At 37.8% G+C, this 21,743-nt stretch carries 24 protein-coding genes; 22 read left to right on the forward strand and 2 right to left on the reverse strand.

The genetic code is table 11. From position 1 onward, the window contains the following. The first annotated feature begins 425 nt into the window (after nucleotides 1-425). From LIS78_RS04680 to LIS78_RS04695, 4 genes are all read left to right on the forward strand, one after another. Nucleotides 426-734, forward strand: coding sequence for a hypothetical protein (locus LIS78_RS04680; protein WP_195781055.1), 309 nt, complete (start codon nucleotides 426-428; stop codon nucleotides 732-734). 215 nt (nucleotides 735-949) lie between these two features. Next, entirely contained in the window at nucleotides 950-1,705 is a 756-nt protein-coding gene (locus LIS78_RS04685) for an IclR family transcriptional regulator (protein ID WP_045294925.1), read from the forward strand. Nucleotides 1,706-1,736: 31 nt separating this feature from the next. Continuing rightward, nucleotides 1,737-2,564, forward strand: a complete 828-nt coding sequence (locus tag LIS78_RS04690; RefSeq protein ID WP_252284701.1) for an aldo/keto reductase — start codon at nucleotides 1,737-1,739, stop codon at nucleotides 2,562-2,564. 121 nt (nucleotides 2,565-2,685) lie between these two features. Continuing rightward, the gene (locus LIS78_RS04695; protein WP_252284702.1) at nucleotides 2,686-3,447 is read left to right on the forward strand and encodes an SDR family oxidoreductase; all 762 of its coding nucleotides are present in this window, start codon (nucleotides 2,686-2,688) and stop codon (nucleotides 3,445-3,447) included. A 93-nt stretch (nucleotides 3,448-3,540) separates the two neighbouring features. Here the strand turns inward: LIS78_RS04695 and LIS78_RS04700 are convergent, their stop codons facing one another. Further along, a complete protein-coding gene (locus LIS78_RS04700) occupies nucleotides 3,541-3,996 on the reverse strand; it encodes a MarR family winged helix-turn-helix transcriptional regulator (RefSeq protein WP_016763199.1) in 456 nt (151 codons plus the stop codon). 352 nt (nucleotides 3,997-4,348) lie between these two features. Between LIS78_RS04700 and LIS78_RS04705 the strand changes: the two genes are divergently transcribed. From LIS78_RS04705 to LIS78_RS04790, 18 genes are all read left to right on the forward strand, one after another. Then, nucleotides 4,349-4,987 carry a biotin/lipoyl-containing protein gene (locus LIS78_RS04705; RefSeq protein WP_028412179.1) on the forward strand — a complete coding sequence of 213 codons (639 nt, stop codon included), beginning with the start codon at nucleotides 4,349-4,351 and terminating at the stop codon, nucleotides 4,985-4,987. Between the two features lie 42 nt (nucleotides 4,988-5,029). Beyond that, the gene (locus LIS78_RS04710) at nucleotides 5,030-6,655 is read left to right on the forward strand and encodes a DHA2 family efflux MFS transporter permease subunit (RefSeq protein ID WP_195781052.1); all 1,626 of its coding nucleotides are present in this window, start codon (nucleotides 5,030-5,032) and stop codon (nucleotides 6,653-6,655) included. Between the two features lie 18 nt (nucleotides 6,656-6,673). After that, the gene (locus tag LIS78_RS04715) at nucleotides 6,674-7,204 is read left to right on the forward strand and encodes an NAD(P)H-dependent oxidoreductase (protein WP_013055626.1); all 531 of its coding nucleotides are present in this window, start codon (nucleotides 6,674-6,676) and stop codon (nucleotides 7,202-7,204) included. Between the two features lie 8 nt (nucleotides 7,205-7,212). After that, nucleotides 7,213-7,608 (forward strand): hypothetical protein, encoded by a 396-nt coding sequence (locus tag LIS78_RS04720; protein WP_252284703.1) that lies wholly within the window; start codon nucleotides 7,213-7,215, stop codon nucleotides 7,606-7,608. A 162-nt stretch (nucleotides 7,609-7,770) separates the two neighbouring features. Beyond that, nucleotides 7,771-8,196 (forward strand): MarR family winged helix-turn-helix transcriptional regulator, encoded by a 426-nt coding sequence (locus tag LIS78_RS04725; RefSeq protein ID WP_013055628.1) that lies wholly within the window; start codon nucleotides 7,771-7,773, stop codon nucleotides 8,194-8,196. Nucleotides 8,197-8,312: 116 nt separating this feature from the next. After that, the gene (locus LIS78_RS04730) at nucleotides 8,313-9,302 is read left to right on the forward strand and encodes a LacI family DNA-binding transcriptional regulator (RefSeq protein WP_252284704.1); all 990 of its coding nucleotides are present in this window, start codon (nucleotides 8,313-8,315) and stop codon (nucleotides 9,300-9,302) included. Further along, on the forward strand, nucleotides 9,295-10,173 hold the full coding sequence (gene rbsK, locus LIS78_RS04735; protein ID WP_209151047.1) for a ribokinase: 879 nt from the start codon (nucleotides 9,295-9,297) through the stop codon (nucleotides 10,171-10,173). The genes LIS78_RS04730 and rbsK overlap by 8 nt, the downstream gene beginning before the upstream one ends. Further along, nucleotides 10,174-10,563, forward strand: coding sequence for a D-ribose pyranase (rbsD, locus tag LIS78_RS04740; protein ID WP_013055631.1), 390 nt, complete (start codon nucleotides 10,174-10,176; stop codon nucleotides 10,561-10,563). It abuts the gene before it with no gap. A gap of 14 nt (nucleotides 10,564-10,577) precedes the next feature. Continuing rightward, complete coding sequence (locus tag LIS78_RS04745; protein ID WP_195781050.1) at nucleotides 10,578-12,059, forward strand: sugar ABC transporter ATP-binding protein; 1,482 nt, start codon at nucleotides 10,578-10,580, stop codon at nucleotides 12,057-12,059. 1 nt (nucleotide 12,060) lies between these two features. Next, nucleotides 12,061-13,020 carry a ribose ABC transporter permease RbsC gene (rbsC, locus tag LIS78_RS04750; protein WP_025749709.1) on the forward strand — a complete coding sequence of 320 codons (960 nt, stop codon included), beginning with the start codon at nucleotides 12,061-12,063 and terminating at the stop codon, nucleotides 13,018-13,020. A gap of 11 nt (nucleotides 13,021-13,031) precedes the next feature. Continuing rightward, nucleotides 13,032-13,952 carry a ribose ABC transporter substrate-binding protein RbsB gene (gene rbsB / locus LIS78_RS04755; RefSeq protein WP_014461376.1) on the forward strand — a complete coding sequence of 307 codons (921 nt, stop codon included), beginning with the start codon at nucleotides 13,032-13,034 and terminating at the stop codon, nucleotides 13,950-13,952. A 439-nt stretch (nucleotides 13,953-14,391) separates the two neighbouring features. Beyond that, complete coding sequence (locus tag LIS78_RS04760) at nucleotides 14,392-15,660, forward strand: 3D domain-containing protein (protein WP_025749708.1); 1,269 nt, start codon at nucleotides 14,392-14,394, stop codon at nucleotides 15,658-15,660. A 116-nt stretch (nucleotides 15,661-15,776) separates the two neighbouring features. Next, on the forward strand, nucleotides 15,777-15,959 hold the full coding sequence (locus LIS78_RS04765) for a hypothetical protein (RefSeq protein WP_195781049.1): 183 nt from the start codon (nucleotides 15,777-15,779) through the stop codon (nucleotides 15,957-15,959). 107 nt (nucleotides 15,960-16,066) lie between these two features. After that, the gene (locus LIS78_RS04770) at nucleotides 16,067-16,678 is read left to right on the forward strand and encodes a flavin reductase family protein (protein ID WP_195781048.1); all 612 of its coding nucleotides are present in this window, start codon (nucleotides 16,067-16,069) and stop codon (nucleotides 16,676-16,678) included. Between the two features lie 355 nt (nucleotides 16,679-17,033). Beyond that, nucleotides 17,034-18,311 carry an ABC transporter substrate-binding protein gene (locus LIS78_RS04775; protein ID WP_195781047.1) on the forward strand — a complete coding sequence of 426 codons (1,278 nt, stop codon included), beginning with the start codon at nucleotides 17,034-17,036 and terminating at the stop codon, nucleotides 18,309-18,311. Nucleotides 18,312-18,383: 72 nt separating this feature from the next. Next, nucleotides 18,384-19,238, forward strand: coding sequence for a carbohydrate ABC transporter permease (locus LIS78_RS04780; protein WP_195781046.1), 855 nt, complete (start codon nucleotides 18,384-18,386; stop codon nucleotides 19,236-19,238). Nucleotides 19,239-19,306: 68 nt separating this feature from the next. Further along, a complete protein-coding gene (locus LIS78_RS04785; protein WP_013055640.1) occupies nucleotides 19,307-20,113 on the forward strand; it encodes a carbohydrate ABC transporter permease in 807 nt (268 codons plus the stop codon). Between the two features lie 52 nt (nucleotides 20,114-20,165). Next, on the forward strand, nucleotides 20,166-20,900 hold the full coding sequence (locus LIS78_RS04790) for a sugar phosphate isomerase/epimerase family protein (RefSeq protein WP_195781045.1): 735 nt from the start codon (nucleotides 20,166-20,168) through the stop codon (nucleotides 20,898-20,900). A gap of 30 nt (nucleotides 20,901-20,930) precedes the next feature. On the opposite strand, the gene LIS78_RS04795 is transcribed toward LIS78_RS04790, so the two are convergent. Beyond that, nucleotides 20,931-21,446: a GNAT family protein gene (locus tag LIS78_RS04795; RefSeq protein WP_060744920.1), complete on the reverse strand. Its 516-nt coding sequence runs from the start codon at nucleotides 21,444-21,446 to the stop codon at nucleotides 20,931-20,933. Nucleotides 21,447-21,743 lie beyond the last annotated feature (297 nt).

Here is a 21,743-nt window from a genome sequence, read left to right on the forward strand (position 1 = left end):
TTTCGGAATAAAAAGTAAATTCTGTCTTTTTGTGAGAATGGTAACTATGGAAGTTTTTTAATATACTAAAGGTTCAAACTAAATGCATACTGCCATAATAAAAACGAACAACATTCAATACAAAGGAAAAATCATTCGCAAAAGAAATGTTGAAATTAATCCTTAGTTTCTTTTACATATAAGGCTTTTCTTTATTATTTAAACGTTATTTTTTTGTTTGATCTTTTGAAAAGTAAAAGAAGATGATGATAAAATCATAAGCACACAATAATACTTAGATAGGAAACAGATTGAGAAAGTACGCTATTATTTAGAGATGGTTATAAATAGACAAGATATTATGAAAGATTTCTATATGAATGATATTTTTTCTTTATAGTAAACAAATCATGTGACTACTTATATAAAAGAGAAAAGGTGAAATAATGGCATTTGGAATCAAACGCCCGGAACTAAACGTATGGAAAGCAGCTGTTAAGCGAGGAGAGATCGCCTTTTTAACTCATTACTGGCTTGATGAGCGTTTTCCAAATGCAACTACCGTAACAAAAGTAGGTTGCAGTGACTTAAATAAGCTGATTAAGTGGGGAGAAAAGTATGGTATTCCCGCTAAGTATATTGATAATCGATCCGGCTATCCTCATTTCGATTTACTAGGCGAGCGTCAGAAAGAAATTATGAAAAAGGAAAATCAGCTGGAGCAGCTGAAGCGATTTGAAGAAGTTAACGAGTGAAAAGCAAAACTAATTTAAAAAACTGTAAAAAAATTCTATTGTTAAGGCTTTTTTTATGTTTAAATAGAAAAAACAGTGGAATAGATTAAGAAGAACAATTATGTCATACATTCTCTCATATAGGGAAAAATCTTAGGTGAGTTTCCTTATTTGATACGATAAAGAGCTTTGTTTTATAATAAAATTGTTGTTCGGATAAAAGGAGGAAGAAGGGCATGTCCGAGGTTGGAACTTTAAAAAAAGGATTAGATATCTTCTCTTTGCTTTTAAACCGTCCGAATATGACTATTCCAGAAATGATGGAAGCGCTCGGTTTTAATAAGAGTACGATGTATCGTCTTGTGAGCACGCTTGAACAAAACGGATTTATTGTAAGAAACCCGTCTAACCGCTATACGGTTTCACCACAGCTGGTGCTGGCACTCGTGCAAAATACGATGCATACGAACTATGAAATGAATTGGCTCTCTGTTCCTGCTATGCAAAAGCTGAGTGAAGAGACCAATGAGACCATTTACGCGGGAATTCTCCATCATAAACAAATGGTTACAACTCAGGTGGTGAACGGGCAATATAGCACTCGTACGCATTCCGAAGTAGGAAATAAAAAGCCGCTTCATGCAAATGCTATTGGGAAGTGTATTCTTGCTTATCAAGAGGACAGCGTGCAAAAATCTATTCTTCACGAACTTTCGCTTGAAGCTTATACAGATCGAACGATCACCGAGCTGGACGAGCTTGAAGCTGATTTGGCTTTAAGTAAGGAAAGAGGATATGCTGTCGATGATGAAGAACGGGAGCCTGGCGTTCGCTGTATTGCAGCCCCTATTTTCAGAAAAGGAAAAATAATGGCGGCTATTGCTTTATCAGGTCCATCCGTTCGTATTTCACAAGAGAAAGACGAAGAACATGCTGCGCTTGTTAAACAGTGCGCAGAACAAATTTCACAAGCAATTACTCTTTACGAATAATTCAACAGTAAAAAAGGGGATGAACAGCAACATGGAAAACTTACAGTCAACGACGACCTTAGCAAACGGCGTTAAAATGCCTTGGTTAGGTTTAGGTGTTTATAAAGTAGAAGATGGTCAAGAAGTTGTAGATTCAGTTAAATATGCAATCAAAGCTGGATATAAAAGCATTGATACGGCTAAAATTTATGAAAATGAAGAAGGCGTTGGACAAGCGATCAAAGAATCAGGTGTTTCTCGCGAAGAACTATTTGTTACATCAAAAGTGTGGAATGCAGATCAAGGATATGACACAACTCTTCAAGCATTTGAAACAAGCTTAAACAAGCTAGGTCTTGAATATTTAGATTTATACTTAATTCACTGGCCAGTTGAAGGTAAGTATAAAGATACGTGGAAAGCACTTGAAAAGCTTTATAAAGACGGGAAAATTCGTGTAATCGGCGTATCGAATTTCCAAGTTCATCATTTAGAAGACTTAATTGCAGATGCAGAAGTTAAGCCGATGGTAAACCAAATCGAATTTCATCCACTTTTAACACAAACAGAAGTGCGTGAATACTGCAAAAAACAAGGAATCCAGGTGGAAGCATGGTCACCGCTTGCACAAGGTGAGCTGCTTGATAACGAAGTGTTAACTCAAATTGCTGAAAAGTACGGAAAATCAACTGCTCAAGTTATCTTACGTTGGGACTTACAAAACGAAGTAGTAACTATTCCTAAGTCAACAAAAGAACATCGTATTATCCAAAATGCAGACGTATTTGATTTTGAATTAAATGCAGAAGAAGTTGAAAAAATTAACGCATTAAATCAAAATCATCGCGTAGGTCCAGATCCGGATAACTTTGACTTTTAATTTTAAAGCAAGACTAAAACGTCTTGTAAGATAAATAATAAACAAAGCGCTATTGTCATTCATGCAGTAGCGCTTTGTTTATTAAAAAATAAATGTGATGGTTGAACGAGGAGGAAAAGTAATGAAAATGTCAGGAAACACTATTTTAATTACGGGCGGAGCGTCCGGAATTGGGTTGGCGCTTGCAGAACGTTTTTTAAATGAAGGAAATGAAGTCATTATTTGTGGAAGAAGGGAATCAAAGCTGCAAGAAGCAAAAGAAAGATTCCCTTCGTTACATACAAAAGTGTGCGACGTATCAATAGAAGAAAGCAGAGTAGAGCTAGTAAAATGGGCGACTGAAAGGTTCACAAAATTAAATGTTATTGTGAATAATGCAGGCATTCAGCAGCGCGTAAATCTTTTACACATGCACGAAGAGTGGCAGTATTACGAAAAAGAAATAATGAGTAATGTAAGTGCTCCTATTCATTTAACTTCGTTATTGATTCCTCATTTCGTTCAACAAGAACGAGCTGCGGTTATTAACGTAACGTCCGGGCTGTCTTTAACACCTGGAGCATGGGTGCCAATCTACAGCGCAACAAAAGCGGCGTTAAGGTCGTTTACGATTAGTTTAAGACATCAAGTAGAAGAAACAAATACCGAAGTGATAGAAATTCTTCCTCCAGCCGTGAACACGGATTTAGGAGGACCGGGACTTCATACATTTGGAGCATCGCTTGATGACTTTACTGATTCAATATTTGAAGAATTGAAAAAAGGTAAAATCGAAATTGGCTATGGAGATAGCGCTAAGAGGCTTCATGCTTCCAAAGAAGAAATTGAAAAAGCTACAGCACAGGCTTGGAATGGATTTTTGAAAAATAATCCTGAATTTTAAAGGCAGCAAACAAAAAGCTTCCTAAACTCGTCAGTAGTAGCGGGTCATAAAAAGCGTGTGTCCATAAAATAAATGAACACACGCTTTTTTGCATTAACGATCCACAGTTTGTCTAATTCGTTTTTCCATTTTTTCAAGCATGCGGAGGTACTCATCCTGTTCTTCAGGAGTTAGAGCAAAAAGCATGTCTTGCCAAAATAAATTTCGCTGCTCAATTACATAGTTCACTAATGTTTCGCCAGCCTCTGTTAAGGATATCCATACAATTCGGCGGTCTTTTTGGTCACGTACGCGCTTAATGAGTGCATCATCTTCTAATTGATTTAATAAAATGGTAGTAGCCCCGGAGGTTAGCTTTAGATTTGAAGAAATTTCGGCTACCATACGTTTAGAGCTGACTCCAATGAATTTTAGAATTAAAAATTTCGTAATGGTCAAATTATAGGGCTGCTCACTGATTTTATCTTCCAAGAGCTTTCGCTTGAGTTCAAATAATGAGGTTTTGACTTGGTCAAGTTTTTCTAGTTTATCTATTAACTGCTGATCCATTATAATCACCTTTTCTTTATCATTATAGGTGTTAAACAATTGCTGCTAGTTACCTATTGTGGTTTATGTATATAGGGAGTTTGTTCCAAAAAAAGGAGCTGTTTTTGTGTATAACCCTATGCTTATATATCTAACTTTAAAGTAAAGTAAAGTACTTGTAAAGAAACCAAAACTTTTAAGTTGTATTTCAGTTAAAGATGTAGTAAAGTATTCAGTCGGGAAAACTTTATGAAACATAAATGTTTAGTTTTAAAAATAAATTAAAATCAAAGTTATTTACAACTAAATATCTTTGTGATAAAGTTATCTAGCGTAATACTTAACTGAATGAAATATTAAGGAGGTAAAATAAATGTCAAGAGGGCGTTTAATTTTAATGAACTTTATCGGAATTATTGTAGTATTAGCTTTAATTATTGGTGGGGGATACTATTATATTCAAAAATCTAATTATGTATCCACAGACAATGCAAAAGTGTCCGGCGACCTTTATACAGTAGTAGCGCCAGCGGCAGGTAAAGTAGCAAGCTGGAACATTGAAGAAGGTAAAGATGTTTCAAAAGATGATGAGGTAGCTAAAATCCAATCAGAAGATGGAGAAAAAACAGTTACAGTACCAGAAGATGGTAAAATCATCAAAACACAGGTAAAAGAAAATCAAATGGTTCAAGCTGGTCAACAAATTGCTAGCGAAGTAGATATGAATAACTTATTTATCATTGCAAACATTAAAGAAGACAAATTAAAAGATATTGAAGCTGGCGATGACGTTGATGTAACAGTTGACGGAGATACTAAAACAACAATCGATGGAAAAGTAGAAGAAATCGGTTATGCAACAAACTCAATTTTCTCATTAATGCCAAGCTCTAATTCAGACGGTAACTATACTAAAGTATCACAAACAGTTCCTGTTAAAATCTCTATTTCTAACTACTCTGAAAACGTACTACCAGGTATGAACGCAGAAGTTAAAATCTCTAAAAACTAAGAACGTACATGATTAAGAAGAGAAGAAAGGAGGAAGGAACTGATGTCAGCAAACACGATACAACCAGAGGAAAGCTCAGTTAAAAAGCATATCCCGCTGCTAGTCGTACTTATGCTTGGATTATTCTTAGCAATTTTAAACCAAACGCTGCTAAATGTTGCGATTCCGCATCTGATTACAGAGTTTGGCGTTACGGCTAATACCGCACAGTGGTTGCTTACAGGATATATGCTTGTAAATGGTGCACTTATTCCATTATCAGCCTATTTAATTGAACGTTTTGGAGTTCGTCGCTTATTCTTATTTGCAATGGCCTGCTTTACAATAGGGGCACTTGTCTGCGGAATTGCGCCTACTTTCTCGATTATGCTAATCGGACGTCTGGTTCAAGCAGTCGGAGGCGGAGTGCTAGCACCTCTAGTTATGACCATTATCGTATTTATTTTCCCTCCTCATATGCGCGGAAAGGGAATGGGTATCTTTGGTTTAGCCATGATGTTCGCTCCGGCAATTGGACCGACGCTTTCAGGATGGGTTATTCAAAACTATGACTGGCACATTTTATTTACGGGAATGGTGCCACTAGGTGCGCTCGTACTTATTATTGCAGCTTTTAAATTAAAAGATATTAAACCACCTCAAAATGTAAAAGTAGATCTAATTTCTGTGTTTACATCTCTTGTAGGTATGGCTTTACTTCTATACGGCTTCAGTGAAGCTGGAAACGATGGCTGGACGGATTCAGTTGTATTGTCAACGATGATTGGCGGTATTGTATTATTAATCATCTTTGTCGTGCAGCAGCTTCGACTTAAGAGTCCATTACTTGATGTGAGAGTATTTAAATACAGTATTTTCTCATTATCTAATATCATTAGTATTGCCATCACAATTAGCATGTATGCTGGTATGTTCTTATTGCCAATTTACTTGCAAAATATTCGTGGCTATTCCGCATTTGATTCAGGTTTATTAATCTTGCCTGGTGCACTTGTTATGTTAGTTATGTCACCAATTTCTGGTACGCTGTTTGATAAATTAGGACCGCGTCCACTAGGGATTGTCGGGATGTTGATTACAGTTGTGACAACATTTGAATTTACAAAATTAACGCTTGAAACACCGTTTAGTCATATTGTTATTATTTATATGATCCGTGCATTCGGTATGTCATTATTGATGATGCCAATTATGACGGCTGGTTTAAATCAGCTGCCGGCAAAATTAAGCAGCCATGGTACATCAATGGCGAACACGCTTCGTCAGGTGAGTGGTTCAATCGGTATCAGTTTAATGACTACAATCTTTACAAATCGCACAACATATCATGTGAATGAAATGAGCAGTTCAATGACTACATCGGATCCATTCTTTATGAATAACTTCCAGGTATTTGTTCAAAAGATTGCTCAAACGCTTCACCTTTCTCAAACAGAAGCGCAAAAACAAGCTTTAACAACATTAGCTGGAAAAGTTCAAGCGCAAGCAACTGTACAAGGAATTAACGACGCGTTTTACTGGACAGTTATTATTGCCATTATTGGATTGATTTTAAGTTTCTTCCTACGTGATGTTCGTAAAGATGCAGTAGTAGAAGTAGAAGAGACAGAAAAAGAAACAACAGACGATATTCGTATGTTACCGGCACCAAAAGATATGAACTCATAAGCAACGGAGGGATAAAGGATGAAAATTTGTATCGTATATGATAGTGAAGGCGGACATACAGAGGCATTAGCAAAAGCGATTGCTTCTGGCGCCGAGCTGTCTGGAGAAGCAACCGTATATGTAAAGCATGTCGAAGATGCAGATGTACGTGAACTGCCTGAAATGGATGCTATTATTTGGGGCTGCCCAGGGCATTTTGGAACAATTAGTTCAGGGTTAAAAACGTGGATCGATAAATTAGGTTATCTATGGGCAGAAGGTAAATTAATTAATAAAGTAGGTGCGGTGTTCTGTACAACAGCTACAACGCATGGTGGCTTAGAAGCGACGCTTTTAAATTTAATTACACCTATGCTTCATCAAGGTATGATTATTGCTGGGTTACCAGGTAACATCCCAGAAAATGCGCTTTACGGTACTTATTACGGTGTTGGAATTACTTGTCCAATCGAAGGTGACGAATTATTAACAGAGAACGACCAAGCGCTAGGTAAAGCATTAGGAGAACGTGTTGTTCAAGTGACTAAACGAATGACACAAGGACAGTAGGTGACGGTATGTTAGGTATTTTACTGATCGTTGTAGCTGTGATTCTGGTTGTACTAATTATTACAATGAATGCCAAAGCATCATCTTCTAAGCGCCAGCGTACAGTTCCACCTAAAAAAGAAGCGGCTGCTTCAAATGCTCCTAAAGAGCCAAAAGTAGCAGAAGAAAAACCTGCAGCACCAAAAGAAGAGCCAAAAGAGCCGCAGGCGAAGACGGAAACAAGAACATCTAGACATAAGAGAGAAAAAGATGTCATGAACGATGATATGTATCGTCAAGTGCTGCAAAAGTTTAGAGAAGGCGAAAAAGACGACACGGTTTTTACAAAAGAAGAACGTGACGTTATGAATGATGACGCTTTTCGTAAGGCTTTAAGATCGTTTAAGAAAAACGATAGTGAATGAGTTTCTTCTATTATAATAGTACGGAATAAAGTAGATAGAAAATAGGTTATAAGCATTCCGCGAAACCAGCCGCTCTCCCCAGGTTAGGTTTCGCTTGGAGTGCAGCAGGGGGCTGACATGTTAACATCGACTCCCTGATTATAAGAAAGGGGACGTCAAAACATGGAACAGCTCACATTTATTGAAGAGGTCCAGAGAATTTCGATATCCCTTAACAAAAAGGTAATGACAGAGATAAAAGAAAGGTTACTTTCACAAGGGATTACACCTTTTCAATATCATATCTTATTAATTATCGGTAAGTGCAGTCACATTGGGGTAACCAAGCTGGCAGAAGAGATGCGTGTCAAGCCTAGTGCGATTACTCCTGTTATTAATCGTTTAATAGACTTAGAGTTAGTTTCACGCTATCACTCTAAAGAGGATCGTCGTAAGGTAAACATTGAGTTAACTGCTAAAGGTGAACAAGTGATTGAAGAAGCAAATGAAATTGTGCAAAAGATGATTGCTCATTTCTTTTCTTGCTATGAACCGAAAGATCAAGAGCAATTTTTGAAATTATTTAAGAAACTAGACGCTAATATCTAATGAAAGAAAAATCACTTCTTAATGGAGTGATTTTTTTTAATAAAAAGATTGTCAACTTCACTTTTCCATGTTATTATTTGTGTAAACGGTTACATATATGAAGGGAGGGAAATAAAGTGGTAACAATTCGCGATGTAGCAAAAGAAGCAGGCGTGTCCGTTGCGACCGTTTCGCGCGTTTTAAACAGTACAGGATATGTAAAAGAAGACACGCGTGTGCGAGTAATGAATACAATTCAAAAATTAAACTACAGCCCTAACGAGGTAGCCCGTTCGCTTTATACACGTGAATCGCGTTTGATTGGTCTCTTGCTTCCAGACATTACAAACCCTTTTTTCCCTCAGCTTGCACGAGGAATAGAAGATGAAGTACATAGCCATGGATTTCGTTTAATTCTTGGCAATAGTGATGAGCAGTTAGAGAAAGAATTAACCTATCTCCAAACGTTTACGCAAAACCATGTAGTAGGGATGATCACGGCAACAACAAGTCTAGCTCAGAAACTATATGAAGGTCTTACATTTCCCGTCGTGTTTTTAGATAGAAGTTCTGATCATTATCCATCCGTTTATGCTGATGGTTTTGAAGGTGGAAAACTTGCTGCAGAAGAAATAATCAAAAGAGGAAGTAAAAGAATTACACTTATCAAAGGTCCAGTAAATGTAAAGCCTGCCCAAGAACGTTTTCAAGGCTCTCTGTCTGTTTTGAGTCAGTCTGATGCAGACTTTTACGTATTAAATACAAATTCTCTAGCGTTTGACGATGCGCAGAAATGGGCAAAGGAAATCTTTCAAAAGTACCCTGAAACGGACGGGATTATTGCAAGTAATGACATTGTAGCCACAGCCGTTTTACACGAGGCGTTTCGATTAGAAAAAAGCGTGCCTGATGATCTACAAGTAATTGGTTTTGATGATATTCCGCAAAGCCGCTTTTCTTTTCCAGCGCTGTCTACAATTCGTCAGCCTGCTTATGAAATGGGCAAGCAAGCAGCAGGTCTGTTAATGAAATGCATTAAGAAAGAACCTTTAATTCAAAAGCAAGTACAACTACCCGTTACGTTTATTGAACGAAATACGACACGAAAGGTTGAGGAACATGGCTAAAGTAACTGTGATTGGAAGTTCATCAATGGATTTAGTAGTAACATCAAATATTCGTCCTGGAGCTGGAGAAACAGTGTTAGGAGAATCATTCAAAACCGTTCCTGGAGGAAAAGGAGCGAACCAAGCTGTTGCAGCAGCCCGTCTTGGAGCTGATGTGAGTATGATTGGGTGTGTGGGCGAAGATCATTACGGAAAAGCAATCCTGGAAAATTTCAAATCAAACGGTGTATCTGTGGAAAATGTGAAACCGGTTACAGATTCAGATAGCGGAACAGCTCACATTATACTCGCTGAAGGAGACAACAGCATTGTAGTTGTCAAAGGAGCAAACGATTATATTACTCCAGACTACGTAGAAAAAGCAAAAGAAAAAATTAAAGAAGCTGATATCGTACTTATTCAGCAAGAGATTCCAGAAGAAACGATTGAATATGTTGCTCAGCTTTGTCAGGAACTTAAAGTACCGCTTTTGTTAAATCCAGCGCCTGCAAGACCATTAAAAGCAGAAGTGATTGAACAAGTTTCTTACATCACTCCAAATGAACATGAAGCAGAGCTTTTATTTGAAGGAAAAGAAAAAGAAGAAGTATTAAAACAATATCCAAATAAATTGTTTATTACAGAAGGAAAACAAGGTGTACGCTATTTTAACGGCGAGAAAGAAGTATTGGTTCCTTCTTATCAAGTAGAAACGATTGATACAACAGGAGCAGGAGATACATTTAACGCAGCGCTTGCTGTGGCACTTGCCGAAGGGATGGGTTTTGAAAAAGGAATTCAGTTTGCTAATCGCGCAGCTTCGCTATCCGTCACTAAATTTGGTGCGCAAGGCGGTATGCCGACTCGAAAAGAAGTGGAGGAGAGTCTGTAAATGAAACGTCACGGAATGATTAACAGTCATATTACGAAAATACTCACAGATCTAGGTCATACAGATACTATTGTCATTGCAGATGCAGGGTTACCTGTTCCTAGTGACGTGCCTAAAATTGATTTATCTTTAAAGCTAGGAGTGCCTAGCTTTGAAGACGTAGTAGTAGCTGTGTTAGAAGATATGGCTACAGAAAAAATAGTGATTGCTTCTGAAATGAAAGAAAGAAATCAAAAGGCTTACGAGTTGATGGAGAAGCAAAACATCTTAGTAGAAGAAGTATCGCATGAACAATTAAAAATGCTGACAAGTAAAGCGAAAGTTGTGATTCGTACAGGAGAAGCAACTCCTTATGCAAACTGCATTTTACAAGCGGGAGTTATTTTTTAAAAGAGGTGAACAGCATGCATATTGCAATGAGAGGGATTCATAAAGCCTTTGGAGCAAACCGTGTACTAAGGGGCGTGGATTTTGAATTACATGAAGGTGAAGTTCACGCACTAATGGGGGAAAATGGAGCGGGGAAATCTACGCTGATGAATATTTTAACCGGCCTTCATAAAAAAGATGAAGGGCAGATTCTGATTGATGGCAAAGAGACGTATTTTCAAAATCCAAAAGAAGCAGAACAAAACGGAATTACCTTTATTCATCAAGAGCTGAACGTTTGGCCTGAAATGACGGTGCTTGAGAACTTATTTATCGGCAAAGAATTAAAAACGCCTTTAGGTTTTTTAAAAACAAAAGAAATGAAAGCGTTAGCAAAGAAGCAGTTTGAAAAATTATCTGTGACCATTCCTCTTGATCAAGAAGCGGGACTTTGTTCTGTCGGACAGCAGCAAATGATTGAGATAGCCAAAGCGCTGATGACGAATGCAAAAGTCATTATCATGGATGAGCCAACTGCAGCGCTTACTGAAAGAGAAATTCAAAAGTTATTTGACGTAATTAATGCGCTGCGAAAACAAGGTGTATCGATTGTCTATATTTCACATCGTATGGAAGAGATTTTCGCTATTTGTGATTCCATTACGGTCATGCGTGACGGACAGACGGTAGACAAAAAGCCGATTCCAGAAACCAGCTTCGATGATGTTGTTCGCAAAATGGTAGGAAGAGAGCTAACGGATCGATTTCCTGCTAGGACATCTCCTAAGGGAGACGTTGTATTTGAAGCAAAAGGCTTGGAGAGAAAAGGTGTATTTCATGACGTTCATTTTTCAGTGCGATCAGGAGAAATTGTCGGTGTTGCGGGGCTAATGGGAGCTGGCCGAACCGAAATTATGCGCGCTATCTTCGGGCTTGATCCGTTAGAAAAAGGCGAAATTGTATTAAATGGCAAACGGGTCAGTATCACAAAGCCCGACCAAGCCATTAAATTAGGTCTCGGGTTCATTACAGAAGATCGTAAAACAGAAGGGCTCGTCCTGGATTTTTCTATTCGAGAAAATATTGCGCTTCCAAGTCTATTCAGCTTTTCGCCAAAAGGCTTTATTGAACAAAAAAGCGAGCAGCAATTTGTAGATTTACTTATTAAACGTTTAACGATCAAAACCGAGTCGTCTGAGACGAGTGCGGGTAACTTATCAGGAGGAAATCAGCAAAAAGTAGTTATTGCCAAGTGGATTGGCATTGGACCAAAAGTGCTGATTTTAGATGAACCAACTCGAGGAGTTGACGTCGGGGCAAAGCGTGAAATTTATCAGCTTATGAATGAACTGACAGACAGAGGCGTGGCTATTATTATGGTGTCTTCAGAGCTTCCGGAAGTACTCGGCATGAGCGATCGCATTTTGGTTGTGCATGAAGGAAAAATAACAGGTGAACTGACAAGTGAAGAAGCAACTCAAGAAAAAATTATGACATTTGCAACAGGAGGTCAGTAAAATGAAAGCAAACACAGCGATAAAAGAAAATCGCGTTGATAACGTGATGCAAAAACTAGGTCCGTTACTAGGTCTATTTATTCTTATTGTCATTGTATCGATTTTAAATCCAAGCTTTTTAGAACCTTTAAATATTTTAAACTTGCTGCGTCAAGTAGCCATTAATGCCTTAATTGCATTCGGTATGACATTTGTCATTTTAACAGGCGGAATTGATTTATCGGTTGGCTCTATACTTGCTTTATCAAGTGCGTTAATGGCAGGTATGATTGTGTCAGGTGTAGATCCTATTTTAGCTATTTTAATAGGATGTGTGTTAGGAGCTGTAATGGGTATGATTAACGGCTTGCTTATTACAAAAGGAAAAATGGCGCCGTTTATTGCAACGCTGGCGACGATGACAATTTTTAGAGGGTTAACGCTTGTTTATACAGATGGAAATCCAATTACGGGCTTAGGCGAAAACTATTACTTCCAGTTATTTGGCCGCGGCTATTTTCTAGGTATTCCTGTTCCGGCAATTACGATGGTACTAGCTTTTGCTGTCCTATGGGTGATTTTGCATAAAACGCCGTTTGGCCGTAGAACATATGCAATCGGGGGAAATGAAAAAGCAGCATTTATTTCAGGAATTAAAGTACCAAAAGTTAAGGTTATGATCTACTCACTAGCAGGATTATTGGCAGCGCTATCAGGAGCGATTTTGACTTCTCGTTTGAACTCTGCTCAGCCAACGGCAGGTACGTCTTACGAGTTAGATGCTATCGCTGCAGTAGTACTGGGTGGAACAAGCCTTTCAGGCGGACGTGGACGCATTGTTGGAACGTTAATTGGTGCGCTGATTATCGGAACGTTAAACAACGGTTTGAACTTACTCGGCGTTTCGTCATTTTACCAAATGGTCGTAAAAGGAATTGTTATTTTAATCGCGGTATTAATTGATCGCAAAAAGTCAGCTTAGGAGGGAAAAACATGAAGAAAATTTGGCTCGTGCTATTATCATTTTCATTATTACTGTTAGGGGCTTGTTCACTTCAGCCTCCTGAGTGGGCGAAACCATCTGAAAGTAAAAATTTAAAAGATATTAAAATTGGTTTATCCGTTTCTACATTAAACAATCCGTTCTTTGTTTCGCTAAAAGAAGGGGTACAAAAAGAAGCAAAAAAACTGGGCATGGAAGTAGTTGTAGTAGATGCTCAAAATGATTCAGCAAAACAAATTAACGATGTAGAAGATTTAATGCAGCAAGGTGTTAACATTCTGCTTATTAACCCAACGGATTCAGCTGCTATTTCAACAGCTGTACAATCGGCTAATAATGTAGGTATTCCAGTTATTACGCTAGATCGTTCAGCAGAAAAAGGAAAGGTAGAAACACTGGTAGCTTCAGATAATGTAAAAGGTGGTCAAATGGCTGCTGATTACATTGTGAAAAAAGTAGGGGAAAAAGCTCAAGTAGCAGAACTTGAAGGCGTGCCGGGAGCTTCAGCAACTCGTGAACGAGGAAAAGGGTTCCACAACGTTGCAGACCAAAAGCTAGATATTACGGCTAAACAGTCAGCTGATTTTGACCGTACAAAAGGCTTAAACGTTATGGAGAATGTTCTTCAAGGAAACCCTGGTATCAAAGCCGTATTTGCTCACAATGATGAAATGGCATTAGGAGCTATTCAAGCTATTAACAGCTCAGGAAAAGATGTGTTAGTAGTAGGGTTTGATGGAAACGACGATGCAATTAAAGCGGTAAAAGAAGGGAAACTAGGAGCAACTGTAGCCCAGCAGCCTGTTTTAATTGGTAAACTTGCCGTAAAATCTGCTAAAAATGTTCTTCAAGGCAAAAAGGTAGATAAGCAAATTCCAGTGCCTTTAAAACTAGTAACCTCTGAAAAATAATGGATTTATACGTGTGGAGAAAAAAGATGCTCATTTGATTTATGGGCGTCTTTTTATGTATATAAAGTGTAAAAAAGAAGTGAAAAAGTCACAACTTTATAAATAGTGTAGGAATTATGTAGGTGGAATTTATGTAATAAAAAGTAAAAAACACCGAAAAAAGACGGTAAAACACATAATTTTCTGTGAAAAATTTGTAATATACCTGTAATAATAAGCGTTTATTTCTATTTTTAAAGAGCAATTTTGCCCTGTTTATGACAAAAATATATCTTTTTTAATAAACAGTAAACCTCTCTATCAAGGGATTTTGGTGATGAATTTCCAGAAAGAGATTCTTGGTTATACAGATTATGGGAAACTTTTAACTGTATTGTAACATAAACAGATAGTTTTTTATGGTATAACTATGTCTATGAGGAAAGGGGACTATTACTTTATGAAAATTTTTAAGCGTATGACTCTTGCAGCAGTCACAGGAATTTTCTTCATGACCGGCATTACAGAGACTCACGCCCAATCGAATGAAGAAGCGCTCCAGAGTACTGAAAATAAAATTAAAGAAACAGAAAAGGCTGTTCAACAAAAAGAGAAAGAGAAACAGTCTATCAATTCAGATGTTCAAAACATTCAATCACAATTAAATTCATTACATACAGTAATCTCTAGCAATAAAAAAGAGTTAGCATCGACTGAAAAGCAGATTTCAGAAGCGAACAAAATGATTGAGAAAAAGAAAAAAGAGATCGTTTTGCTTCAGGAAAAAGTGTTAAGTCGTAAAGATATTATTGAAAATCGATTAGTTGCTTTACAGCAGGACGATAAAACAAGCGTTGTTATTGATACATTAATGAATGCTGATAACTTTGGAGATTTTGTTGCACGTATGGGTGCTGTCACAACTTTATTGTCAGCAGATAATGATATTTTAAAGCAGCATCAAAATGATTTAGATCAAATTGAAAAAGATAAAAAAGAAATTGATAAGCAAGAAAAAGTATTAGAAGCAGCAAAAGGTAGCTTAGCGGCTAAACAAGCTGAATTAGATAAAAACGTTGCCAAACAAACAGCAACGTTAACAACTATGCAAGAAAAATACAGCACGGTCGTAAATGAAATTGATGCAGCTTCTTCAGAAAAAGCAAACCTTCAGTCTGAATTAACAGGCATTCAAGATAAGATTGCAAAAGAAAAAGAAGCAGCTCAAAAGCAAGCTGAGCAAGTGGCGAAACAGCAGGCAGCTGAAAAGGCTGAGGCTGATGCAGAAGCAAAGCGTCAAGCTGAACTAGCAACTGCTAAAAAAGAAGTAAAAACAGAGCCAAAACAAGAAGTAAAAACAGCTGCGGCTACGGAGAAGAAAGCAGCCGTTTCTTCAGAAGCAAAAGAAACGAAAAAAGAAGAAAGCACACAAAAGCATTCTGGAAAAGAAATGTATGTAGAAGCAACAGCTTATACAGCTAATTGTGCAGGCTGTAGCGGCGTAACAGCCACTGGACAAAATGTAAGTTCAGGCACTCATAAAATTATTGCGGTAGATCCATCCGTTATTCCATTAGGTTCGAAAGTATATGTAGAAGGATACGGAGTGGCAACAGCAGGTGATACGGGCGGTGCGATTAAAGGATATCGAATTGACGTATTAGTACCTTCTGAGTCAGCTGCAAAAGCATTCGGACGTCGTACAGTGAAAATTACGGTGTTAAATTAAAGAAATAGGCTGGAATAAAAATATTTTAGTTGCAGGAAAATCCGAACGATGAATCGTTCGGATTTTTTCATTGTTGTACTGAACGTAGGTTTCATCTAGTTAGTTGCTTCTAGCTGTTGATTGGAGGGCAAGGCGAAGACTCCTGCAGGGATGAGACCCCGCAGGAGCGTAAGCGACGAGGAGGCTCATCGGCCGCCCGCGGAAAGCGAAGCCTTGCACGGAAATCAACAGTGGTGTCACAAGTGATCTATACTAGCTCATTACTCCCATTTGTTCGTCTTCGGATTAGGTGGATGTAGTTATGTCTCAATCTCTTTTTTTGGATGTTGGTGAGCAAGTTGCTAGCTAATCTATATTCTTTTCGTTACCATACAATAAAGTAAATGGAAGAAAAGGAGTGGGTAAAATGAAGATAGTCGATCCAGCGGTACAAAGTGCAAAAGACAATTATCATTTGCTAACAGGTGTCGTCATTCCCCGGCCGATTGCGTTTATTACAAGTCAAAATGATGACGGTGTAGTGAATGCCGCGCCGTTTAGTTTCTTTAATGTAGTTGCGGCAGAGCCTCCGCTGATTGCCGTTTCGGTTTCGAGAAGTGAAGGTCAAATGACGAAAGATACGGCCAAAAATATTAGTGCATCTAAAGAATTTGTAGTTCATCTTGTAGACGAAAACTTAGTGGACCAGGTGAATCAAGCGGCATCTTCTTATCCTTCTTCCGTGAGTGAAGTCGAAGAAACAGGGTTAACACTAGCACCGAGCAAAAAAGTGCAGGTTCCCGGAATTCAAGAAGCCAGCATTCGGATGGAATGTAAGCTTCACCAAATTGTTCCATTAGGAACGGATGAGGCATACAGCTCAGATTTGTTTATCGGTGAAGTTGTGATGTTTCATATTAGTGAAAAAGTGATAGAAAACGATCGCGTTTCTGCAGAACGTGTGAAGCCAGTCAGCCGACTTGCGGGTTCTAACTATAGTAAATTGGGGCAATTATTTTCCTTAGAACGTCCCAAATAAGCAAGAAAGTGTTACTTATGTAGCAAAAAAATAGTATACATTGGATTTTTTTAAATAAGCGATTGTGTTCTGTTTCAACAACGACAGTACATTCGCTTTTTTTCATGAACGAAAAAGTTAATAGAAACCATAATAACAAAATCAATTTAGAAAAAGGCAAAAATGTAAGGTTTTTGCCTTTTATATTTACCATTGAGGAAAAAGGTATTCATTCATATAATTTAGATTAAGTAAATTGTATACGCTTTCAATATACAGAATTATTTTTCAATAATTCTCTTGAGGAAGAAAGAGTCATGAGCGTTTACAAAAAAACTTGCCACACTAGGAGACGAGATTATAGGAGGGGTATTCATTGAAACGTTGGTTTAGTTTAATCAGTTTTGCACTCATTTTAACCCTAGTACTTGCAGGATGCGGAGGAAAGTCCGCTAATGAAACAAGTGGTAGCGGTGGAAAAGAAGTTGTTGCATGGGCTTGGAATATTAACGTACCGGTATTAAAGAAAGCAGCAGCAGAATATCAAAAGGAGAATCCAGGTTTTAAATTAAAAGTAGTGGATATGGGACGTGAAGACGTTTATTCTAAACTAACAACAGGATTGCAAGCTGGCGGAAAAGGCCTTCCTGATATTGTATTAGTAGAAGACGATCGTTTCCAAGGATATTTAGATGCATTTCCAAAAGCATTTTTAAACCTATCTAAAAAAGGATTTGATAAGCAAGAAGATAAATTTCCTGAGTTTAAGAGAGCCCTTTTATCAAAGAATGGAGATATGTACGGCTTCCCGTTTGATGCAGGTCCAACAGGCGTTTTCTACCGCACAGATTACTTTGAAAAAGCAGGCGTAGATCCAAACAGTATCAAAACATGGGATGATTATATTGCGGCTGGTAAGAAAATTAAAGAAAAAGTTGGCGTTGATTTACTAGGTTTAGATTTTAATAATGACGATGGCTTATTCCGAATGGCGCTGACACAGCAAGGTACGTTCTATTTTAATAACAAAGGTAAGCTAAATTTAACTTCTAAAGAAGCGAAAAAAGCGATGGAGTTAAATAAGAAGTTAAAAGAAGCAGGCATTGTTAAAAATACAGTGGGCTGGGATGCTTCAATCAGTGCTTTAGCAGAAGGTAAAGTAGCAAGTTCACCATCTGGTGCTTGGCTATCCGGTTCTATTACACAGCAGGCTCCGGATTTAAAAGGAAAATGGGGAGTGTTTCTATTACCTTCGTTTGAAGAGGGAGGCAACCGTGCTTCTAACTTAGGCGGAAGCAACTATGTGATTTCAGCAACTAGTCAAAAAGCAGATGAAGCGTACAAATTTATGGAGTATTTCTCAACAACGGATAAAGTTCAAGAAGAAGCGATGAAGGGCGGATTATTCCCATCATTAAATACCGTATATTCTTCAAAATTATTCACTGCACAAGATGAGTACTTTAACAATCAAACGATTTGGAAAACATTCGCAGATGAAATGAAAGATATTAAGCCGGTTAACTTTACGGGCAATTACTCAGTTGCAAACAGTGAAGCAGTCAAAGCTGTGTCAGAAGTAACAAATGGTAAGGGCGTTACAGACTCGCTTGAAGCAGCTCAAAAACGCTTAGAAAACCGAATTAAAAAATAATCAAGAAGCATAGAAGGTGATTTCTGGAAAATTGCCTTCTATCTCTTCTTCTTGCGGTACTAGGAGGTCATCATGAAGACAAATAAATCGTTGCCTTACTTATTTATTGCTCCAGCACTTTTGCTGTTCGCGCTGTTTACAATCTACCCTATTTTTTCATCGTTTGTTCTAAGCTTTCAGAGTATGGAAGGCGGAAAGTATGTATTTACCGGGTTATCAAACTATACACGTTTGCTCGGAGATGATATTTTCTGGAAAGCGCTTGGAAATACGGGTATTATTTTAATCGTCCAAGTACCCGTTATGATTTTATTAGCGCTTGTACTAGCTAACGCGTTAAACAGTCAGCTTTTAAGACTAAAAGGTTTTTTCCGAGTTTCATTTTTCTTGCCGGCAGTAACGTCACTAGTTGCATACTCTATTTTGTTTTCAATCATTCTTCAAGATGAAGGAATTATGAATACTGTTTTAGGATTTTTCGGTATCGATGCCATTCAGTGGCTGGGAGATCCATTTTGGGCTAAAGTCTCAATCATCGTTGCGATGACTTGGAGATGGACAGGTTATAACATGGTTATTTTTCTAGCAGCTCTTCAAAGTTTATCTCATGAAGTTTACGAAGCAGCTGATTTAGACGGAGCAAATCGTATTCAAAAGTTTTTCCACGTAACGGTTCCACAATTAAAACCCGTTATCTTGTTTGCTACTATTTTATCAACAATTGGCACGCTTCAATTGTTTGACGAACCTTTTAACTTAACAAAAGGCGGCCCTGCTGATTCCACGATGACGCTAGGCTTATATATTTATCAAAATGGCTTTAAATACTTTGATTTTGGATATGCTTCAGCCATTGCGTACGTTGTTGTATTATTAGTTGGTATTTTAACGTTCTTCCAATTTAAATTTACGGGTGATAAATCATGAGTGTATTAGAGAGAGTAGAAGCAACCGCAGTAGCTACCGTGCCTAAGGTTAAAAAGAAAAGTAACATCATGCGCAAAATAGGATTATACAGCATGCTTGGGCTGTTCACGATTATTTCTATTTTTCCTTTTTACTGGATGATTATCGGCGCTACGAATGAATCAGGGAAAATGTTTACAAACCCTCCAACGCTGAAGCCTGGCGATCAATTTATGACAAATCTACAAAATTTAAATGCTTCAATTGATTTAGGACGCGTCTTTTTTAACTCAGTATTTGTTTCAGTAGTGTATGTGATTGTAGCTTTAATGGTCTGCTCTACAGCTGCATATGCGCTATCTAAATTTGAATTCAAAGGCCGAAACGCAATTTTTACTACGCTTTTATTGTCTATGATGATCCCATATCAAGCAACGCTCATTCCGCTTTTTCAGCTGATGTCGAATTTTAATTTGCTTGATACGTATTTTGCTCTTATTGTTCCGCAGCTGTGCTTTCCGTTCGCTATCTTTTTATTACGTCAGAACTTTTTAGCTTTTCCAACGGAACTTATTGAAGCAGCTCGTTTGGACGGTGCTGGAGAGATGAGAATCTTTTTAACCATTGTGCTTCCTTCTATGAAGCCTGCTATGGCTGCAGCAGCTATTTTCTTATTTATGACGCAGTGGAATAACTTTATGTGGCCGTTAGTTGCGACTACATCTAACGAAATGGCTACATTACCGGTTGCTCTTTCAAGCTTAATTGGATTATCGATTATTGATTACGGTCAAGTAATGATGGGAGTAACCATTGCAACCATTCCAATCATTGTCTTCTTCTTGGCACTTCAGCGTCATTTTATTTCAGGAATGCTTGGAAGTGCAGTAAAATAAAAAGCAGAAGCTCCTATTATAGGAGCTTTCTTAATGAACAGGAGGAGAGAAGATGGGAGAAATACCTGTAGGAGTTCAGCTTTATACGCTGCGTGAAGAAACGAAAAAAGACTTCAAAGGAACTCTTCAAAAAGTAGCTGCATTAGGCTATCAAGGGGTAGAGTTTGCAGGGTATGAAGGACATACAGCGCAAGAAGTAGGAGCGTGGTTAACAGATTTGCAGCTGAAGCCAGCTTCTAGTCATGTGCCGCTTGAACAATTAGAATCTAATTTAGAGCAAGTGATTCACTTTGAACAGCAAGTTGGAAATTCACATATTGTTTGTCCTTATTTAATGCCTGAACGTCAAACGGAAAAAGGATATCACGTGCTTATTGATTCTTTAAATGATATTGATACGTATTGTAAAAAAGAAGGCATGTCGTTTAGCTATCATCATCATGATTTTGAGCTCAAGAAATTGTCAACTGGAAAGTCAGCTCTCCAAACAATCTTAGAAGAGACTGGTGTAAACGTCGAACTGGACATTTATTGGCTAACTAAAGCAGGCGAAGATCCAGTGGAGTGGATGAAGCATTATCAAAATCGTACGCCGTTTATTCATTTAAAAGATATGACCACAGACGGCGAGCAATTTTTTGCTCCTCTTGGTACCGGAGGAGTAGATGTGAAGGCTGTCATGCAAGAAGGACATAGAGCAGGTGTAAAATGGTGGATTGTTGAACAAGACCATTGCAAAGAAAATCCTCTTAGCAGCATTGAAAAAAGCTTAGCATATATCAAATAAAAAACGAACAGACGCTGTCTGTTCGTTTTTTTATTGATAAGCTGGAGTCCACTCAATTTCTCCGCACTTATTCGTATAATCAATATTTACCTCAAAGTTATGTTTTTCATAAAAATGAATCAATCTTTCGAGATGATCCCAGTCGCGCTCAGCGATATCGCCTTTAATGACATGAACATTTTGATCAACCGCTACTTCTTTTAAATAATTCATACATACAGAGCCATATCCTTTATTAGCAGGCCCTTTAATGTCACCGATAAAAATAGTGTGATTATCTTCATATACGCCGTCGATAGCAAAATCCCAAGCCCCTCTATAGGCTTTTGTGCATTCATTTAGCATAATTTTACATGCGCTTCCGTCATTTTGTGCCGATACAATAACTAACTGATTATCTTCAGGCTGATCGACACCAATAACTTCATACTTTTTAGCAATTTCTTTTAAATTATCCTGCATACGAAATAGCTGAAACTCTAAATCATCAAGTGTTTCTTTTAGTTCTTCTGCATTCTGGTTTTTTTCTGTAAGCTGAGTAAACATTTTATACTCCTTTCCGTCTGTTTTCGGTCTAAGTGCGCCTATGACAAAGAGGACACGGTGTATAAAGCGAAACTTTATTTAGCAAAGTATCTACCTTAGTAAAAATATAAAAAGGAAAGAACCTGATTTGATTGATTATTCATCAAAACGGCTGCTTTCCTTAACATTCACTTTTAAATTTTTCACAACGTGTATAAGGGTAACAAAGACTGATTAATTTTGTCAATAAGGTTGTAGGTCTATTTATAAAGAAGATAACAGGTCATTTTGCTTATTGAGGAGAAAAAATAATGGGTG

The organism is Priestia megaterium, assembly GCF_023824195.1.
GTDB classification, from domain to species: domain Bacteria; phylum Bacillota; class Bacilli; order Bacillales; family Bacillaceae_H; genus Priestia; species Priestia megaterium_D.

What these genes read in the sequence shown, in the direction of transcription:
- LIS78_RS04715 (WP_013055626.1), top strand. Translation starts at nt 6,674, where the DNA reads ATGAAAATTTGTATCGTATATGATAGTGAAGGCGGACATACAGAGGCA.
- LIS78_RS04680 (WP_195781055.1), top strand. Translation starts at nt 426, where the DNA reads ATGGCATTTGGAATCAAACGCCCGGAACTAAACGTATGGAAAGCAGCT.
- LIS78_RS04705 (WP_028412179.1), top strand. Translation starts at nt 4,349, where the DNA reads ATGTCAAGAGGGCGTTTAATTTTAATGAACTTTATCGGAATTATTGTA.
- LIS78_RS04790 (WP_195781045.1), top strand. Translation starts at nt 20,166, where the DNA reads ATGGGAGAAATACCTGTAGGAGTTCAGCTTTATACGCTGCGTGAAGAA.
- LIS78_RS04700 (WP_016763199.1), bottom strand. Translation starts at nt 3,996, where the DNA reads ATGGATCAGCAGTTAATAGATAAACTAGAAAAACTTGACCAAGTCAAA.
- LIS78_RS04770 (WP_195781048.1), top strand. Translation starts at nt 16,067, where the DNA reads ATGAAGATAGTCGATCCAGCGGTACAAAGTGCAAAAGACAATTATCAT.
- LIS78_RS04720 (WP_252284703.1), top strand. Translation starts at nt 7,213, where the DNA reads ATGTTAGGTATTTTACTGATCGTTGTAGCTGTGATTCTGGTTGTACTA.
- rbsB (WP_014461376.1), top strand. Translation starts at nt 13,032, where the DNA reads ATGAAGAAAATTTGGCTCGTGCTATTATCATTTTCATTATTACTGTTA.
- LIS78_RS04785 (WP_013055640.1), top strand. Translation starts at nt 19,307, where the DNA reads ATGCGCAAAATAGGATTATACAGCATGCTTGGGCTGTTCACGATTATT.
- LIS78_RS04795 (WP_060744920.1), bottom strand. Translation starts at nt 21,446, where the DNA reads ATGTTTACTCAGCTTACAGAAAAAAACCAGAATGCAGAAGAACTAAAA.
- LIS78_RS04760 (WP_025749708.1), top strand. Translation starts at nt 14,392, where the DNA reads ATGAAAATTTTTAAGCGTATGACTCTTGCAGCAGTCACAGGAATTTTC.
- rbsK (WP_209151047.1), top strand. Translation starts at nt 9,295, where the DNA reads ATGGCTAAAGTAACTGTGATTGGAAGTTCATCAATGGATTTAGTAGTA.
- LIS78_RS04710 (WP_195781052.1), top strand. Translation starts at nt 5,030, where the DNA reads ATGTCAGCAAACACGATACAACCAGAGGAAAGCTCAGTTAAAAAGCAT.
- rbsD (WP_013055631.1), top strand. Translation starts at nt 10,174, where the DNA reads ATGAAACGTCACGGAATGATTAACAGTCATATTACGAAAATACTCACA.
- LIS78_RS04780 (WP_195781046.1), top strand. Translation starts at nt 18,384, where the DNA reads ATGAAGACAAATAAATCGTTGCCTTACTTATTTATTGCTCCAGCACTT.
- LIS78_RS04690 (WP_252284701.1), top strand. Translation starts at nt 1,737, where the DNA reads ATGGAAAACTTACAGTCAACGACGACCTTAGCAAACGGCGTTAAAATG.
- LIS78_RS04725 (WP_013055628.1), top strand. Translation starts at nt 7,771, where the DNA reads ATGGAACAGCTCACATTTATTGAAGAGGTCCAGAGAATTTCGATATCC.
- LIS78_RS04695 (WP_252284702.1), top strand. Translation starts at nt 2,686, where the DNA reads ATGAAAATGTCAGGAAACACTATTTTAATTACGGGCGGAGCGTCCGGA.
- LIS78_RS04745 (WP_195781050.1), top strand. Translation starts at nt 10,578, where the DNA reads ATGCATATTGCAATGAGAGGGATTCATAAAGCCTTTGGAGCAAACCGT.
- rbsC (WP_025749709.1), top strand. Translation starts at nt 12,061, where the DNA reads ATGAAAGCAAACACAGCGATAAAAGAAAATCGCGTTGATAACGTGATG.
- LIS78_RS04685 (WP_045294925.1), top strand. Translation starts at nt 950, where the DNA reads ATGTCCGAGGTTGGAACTTTAAAAAAAGGATTAGATATCTTCTCTTTG.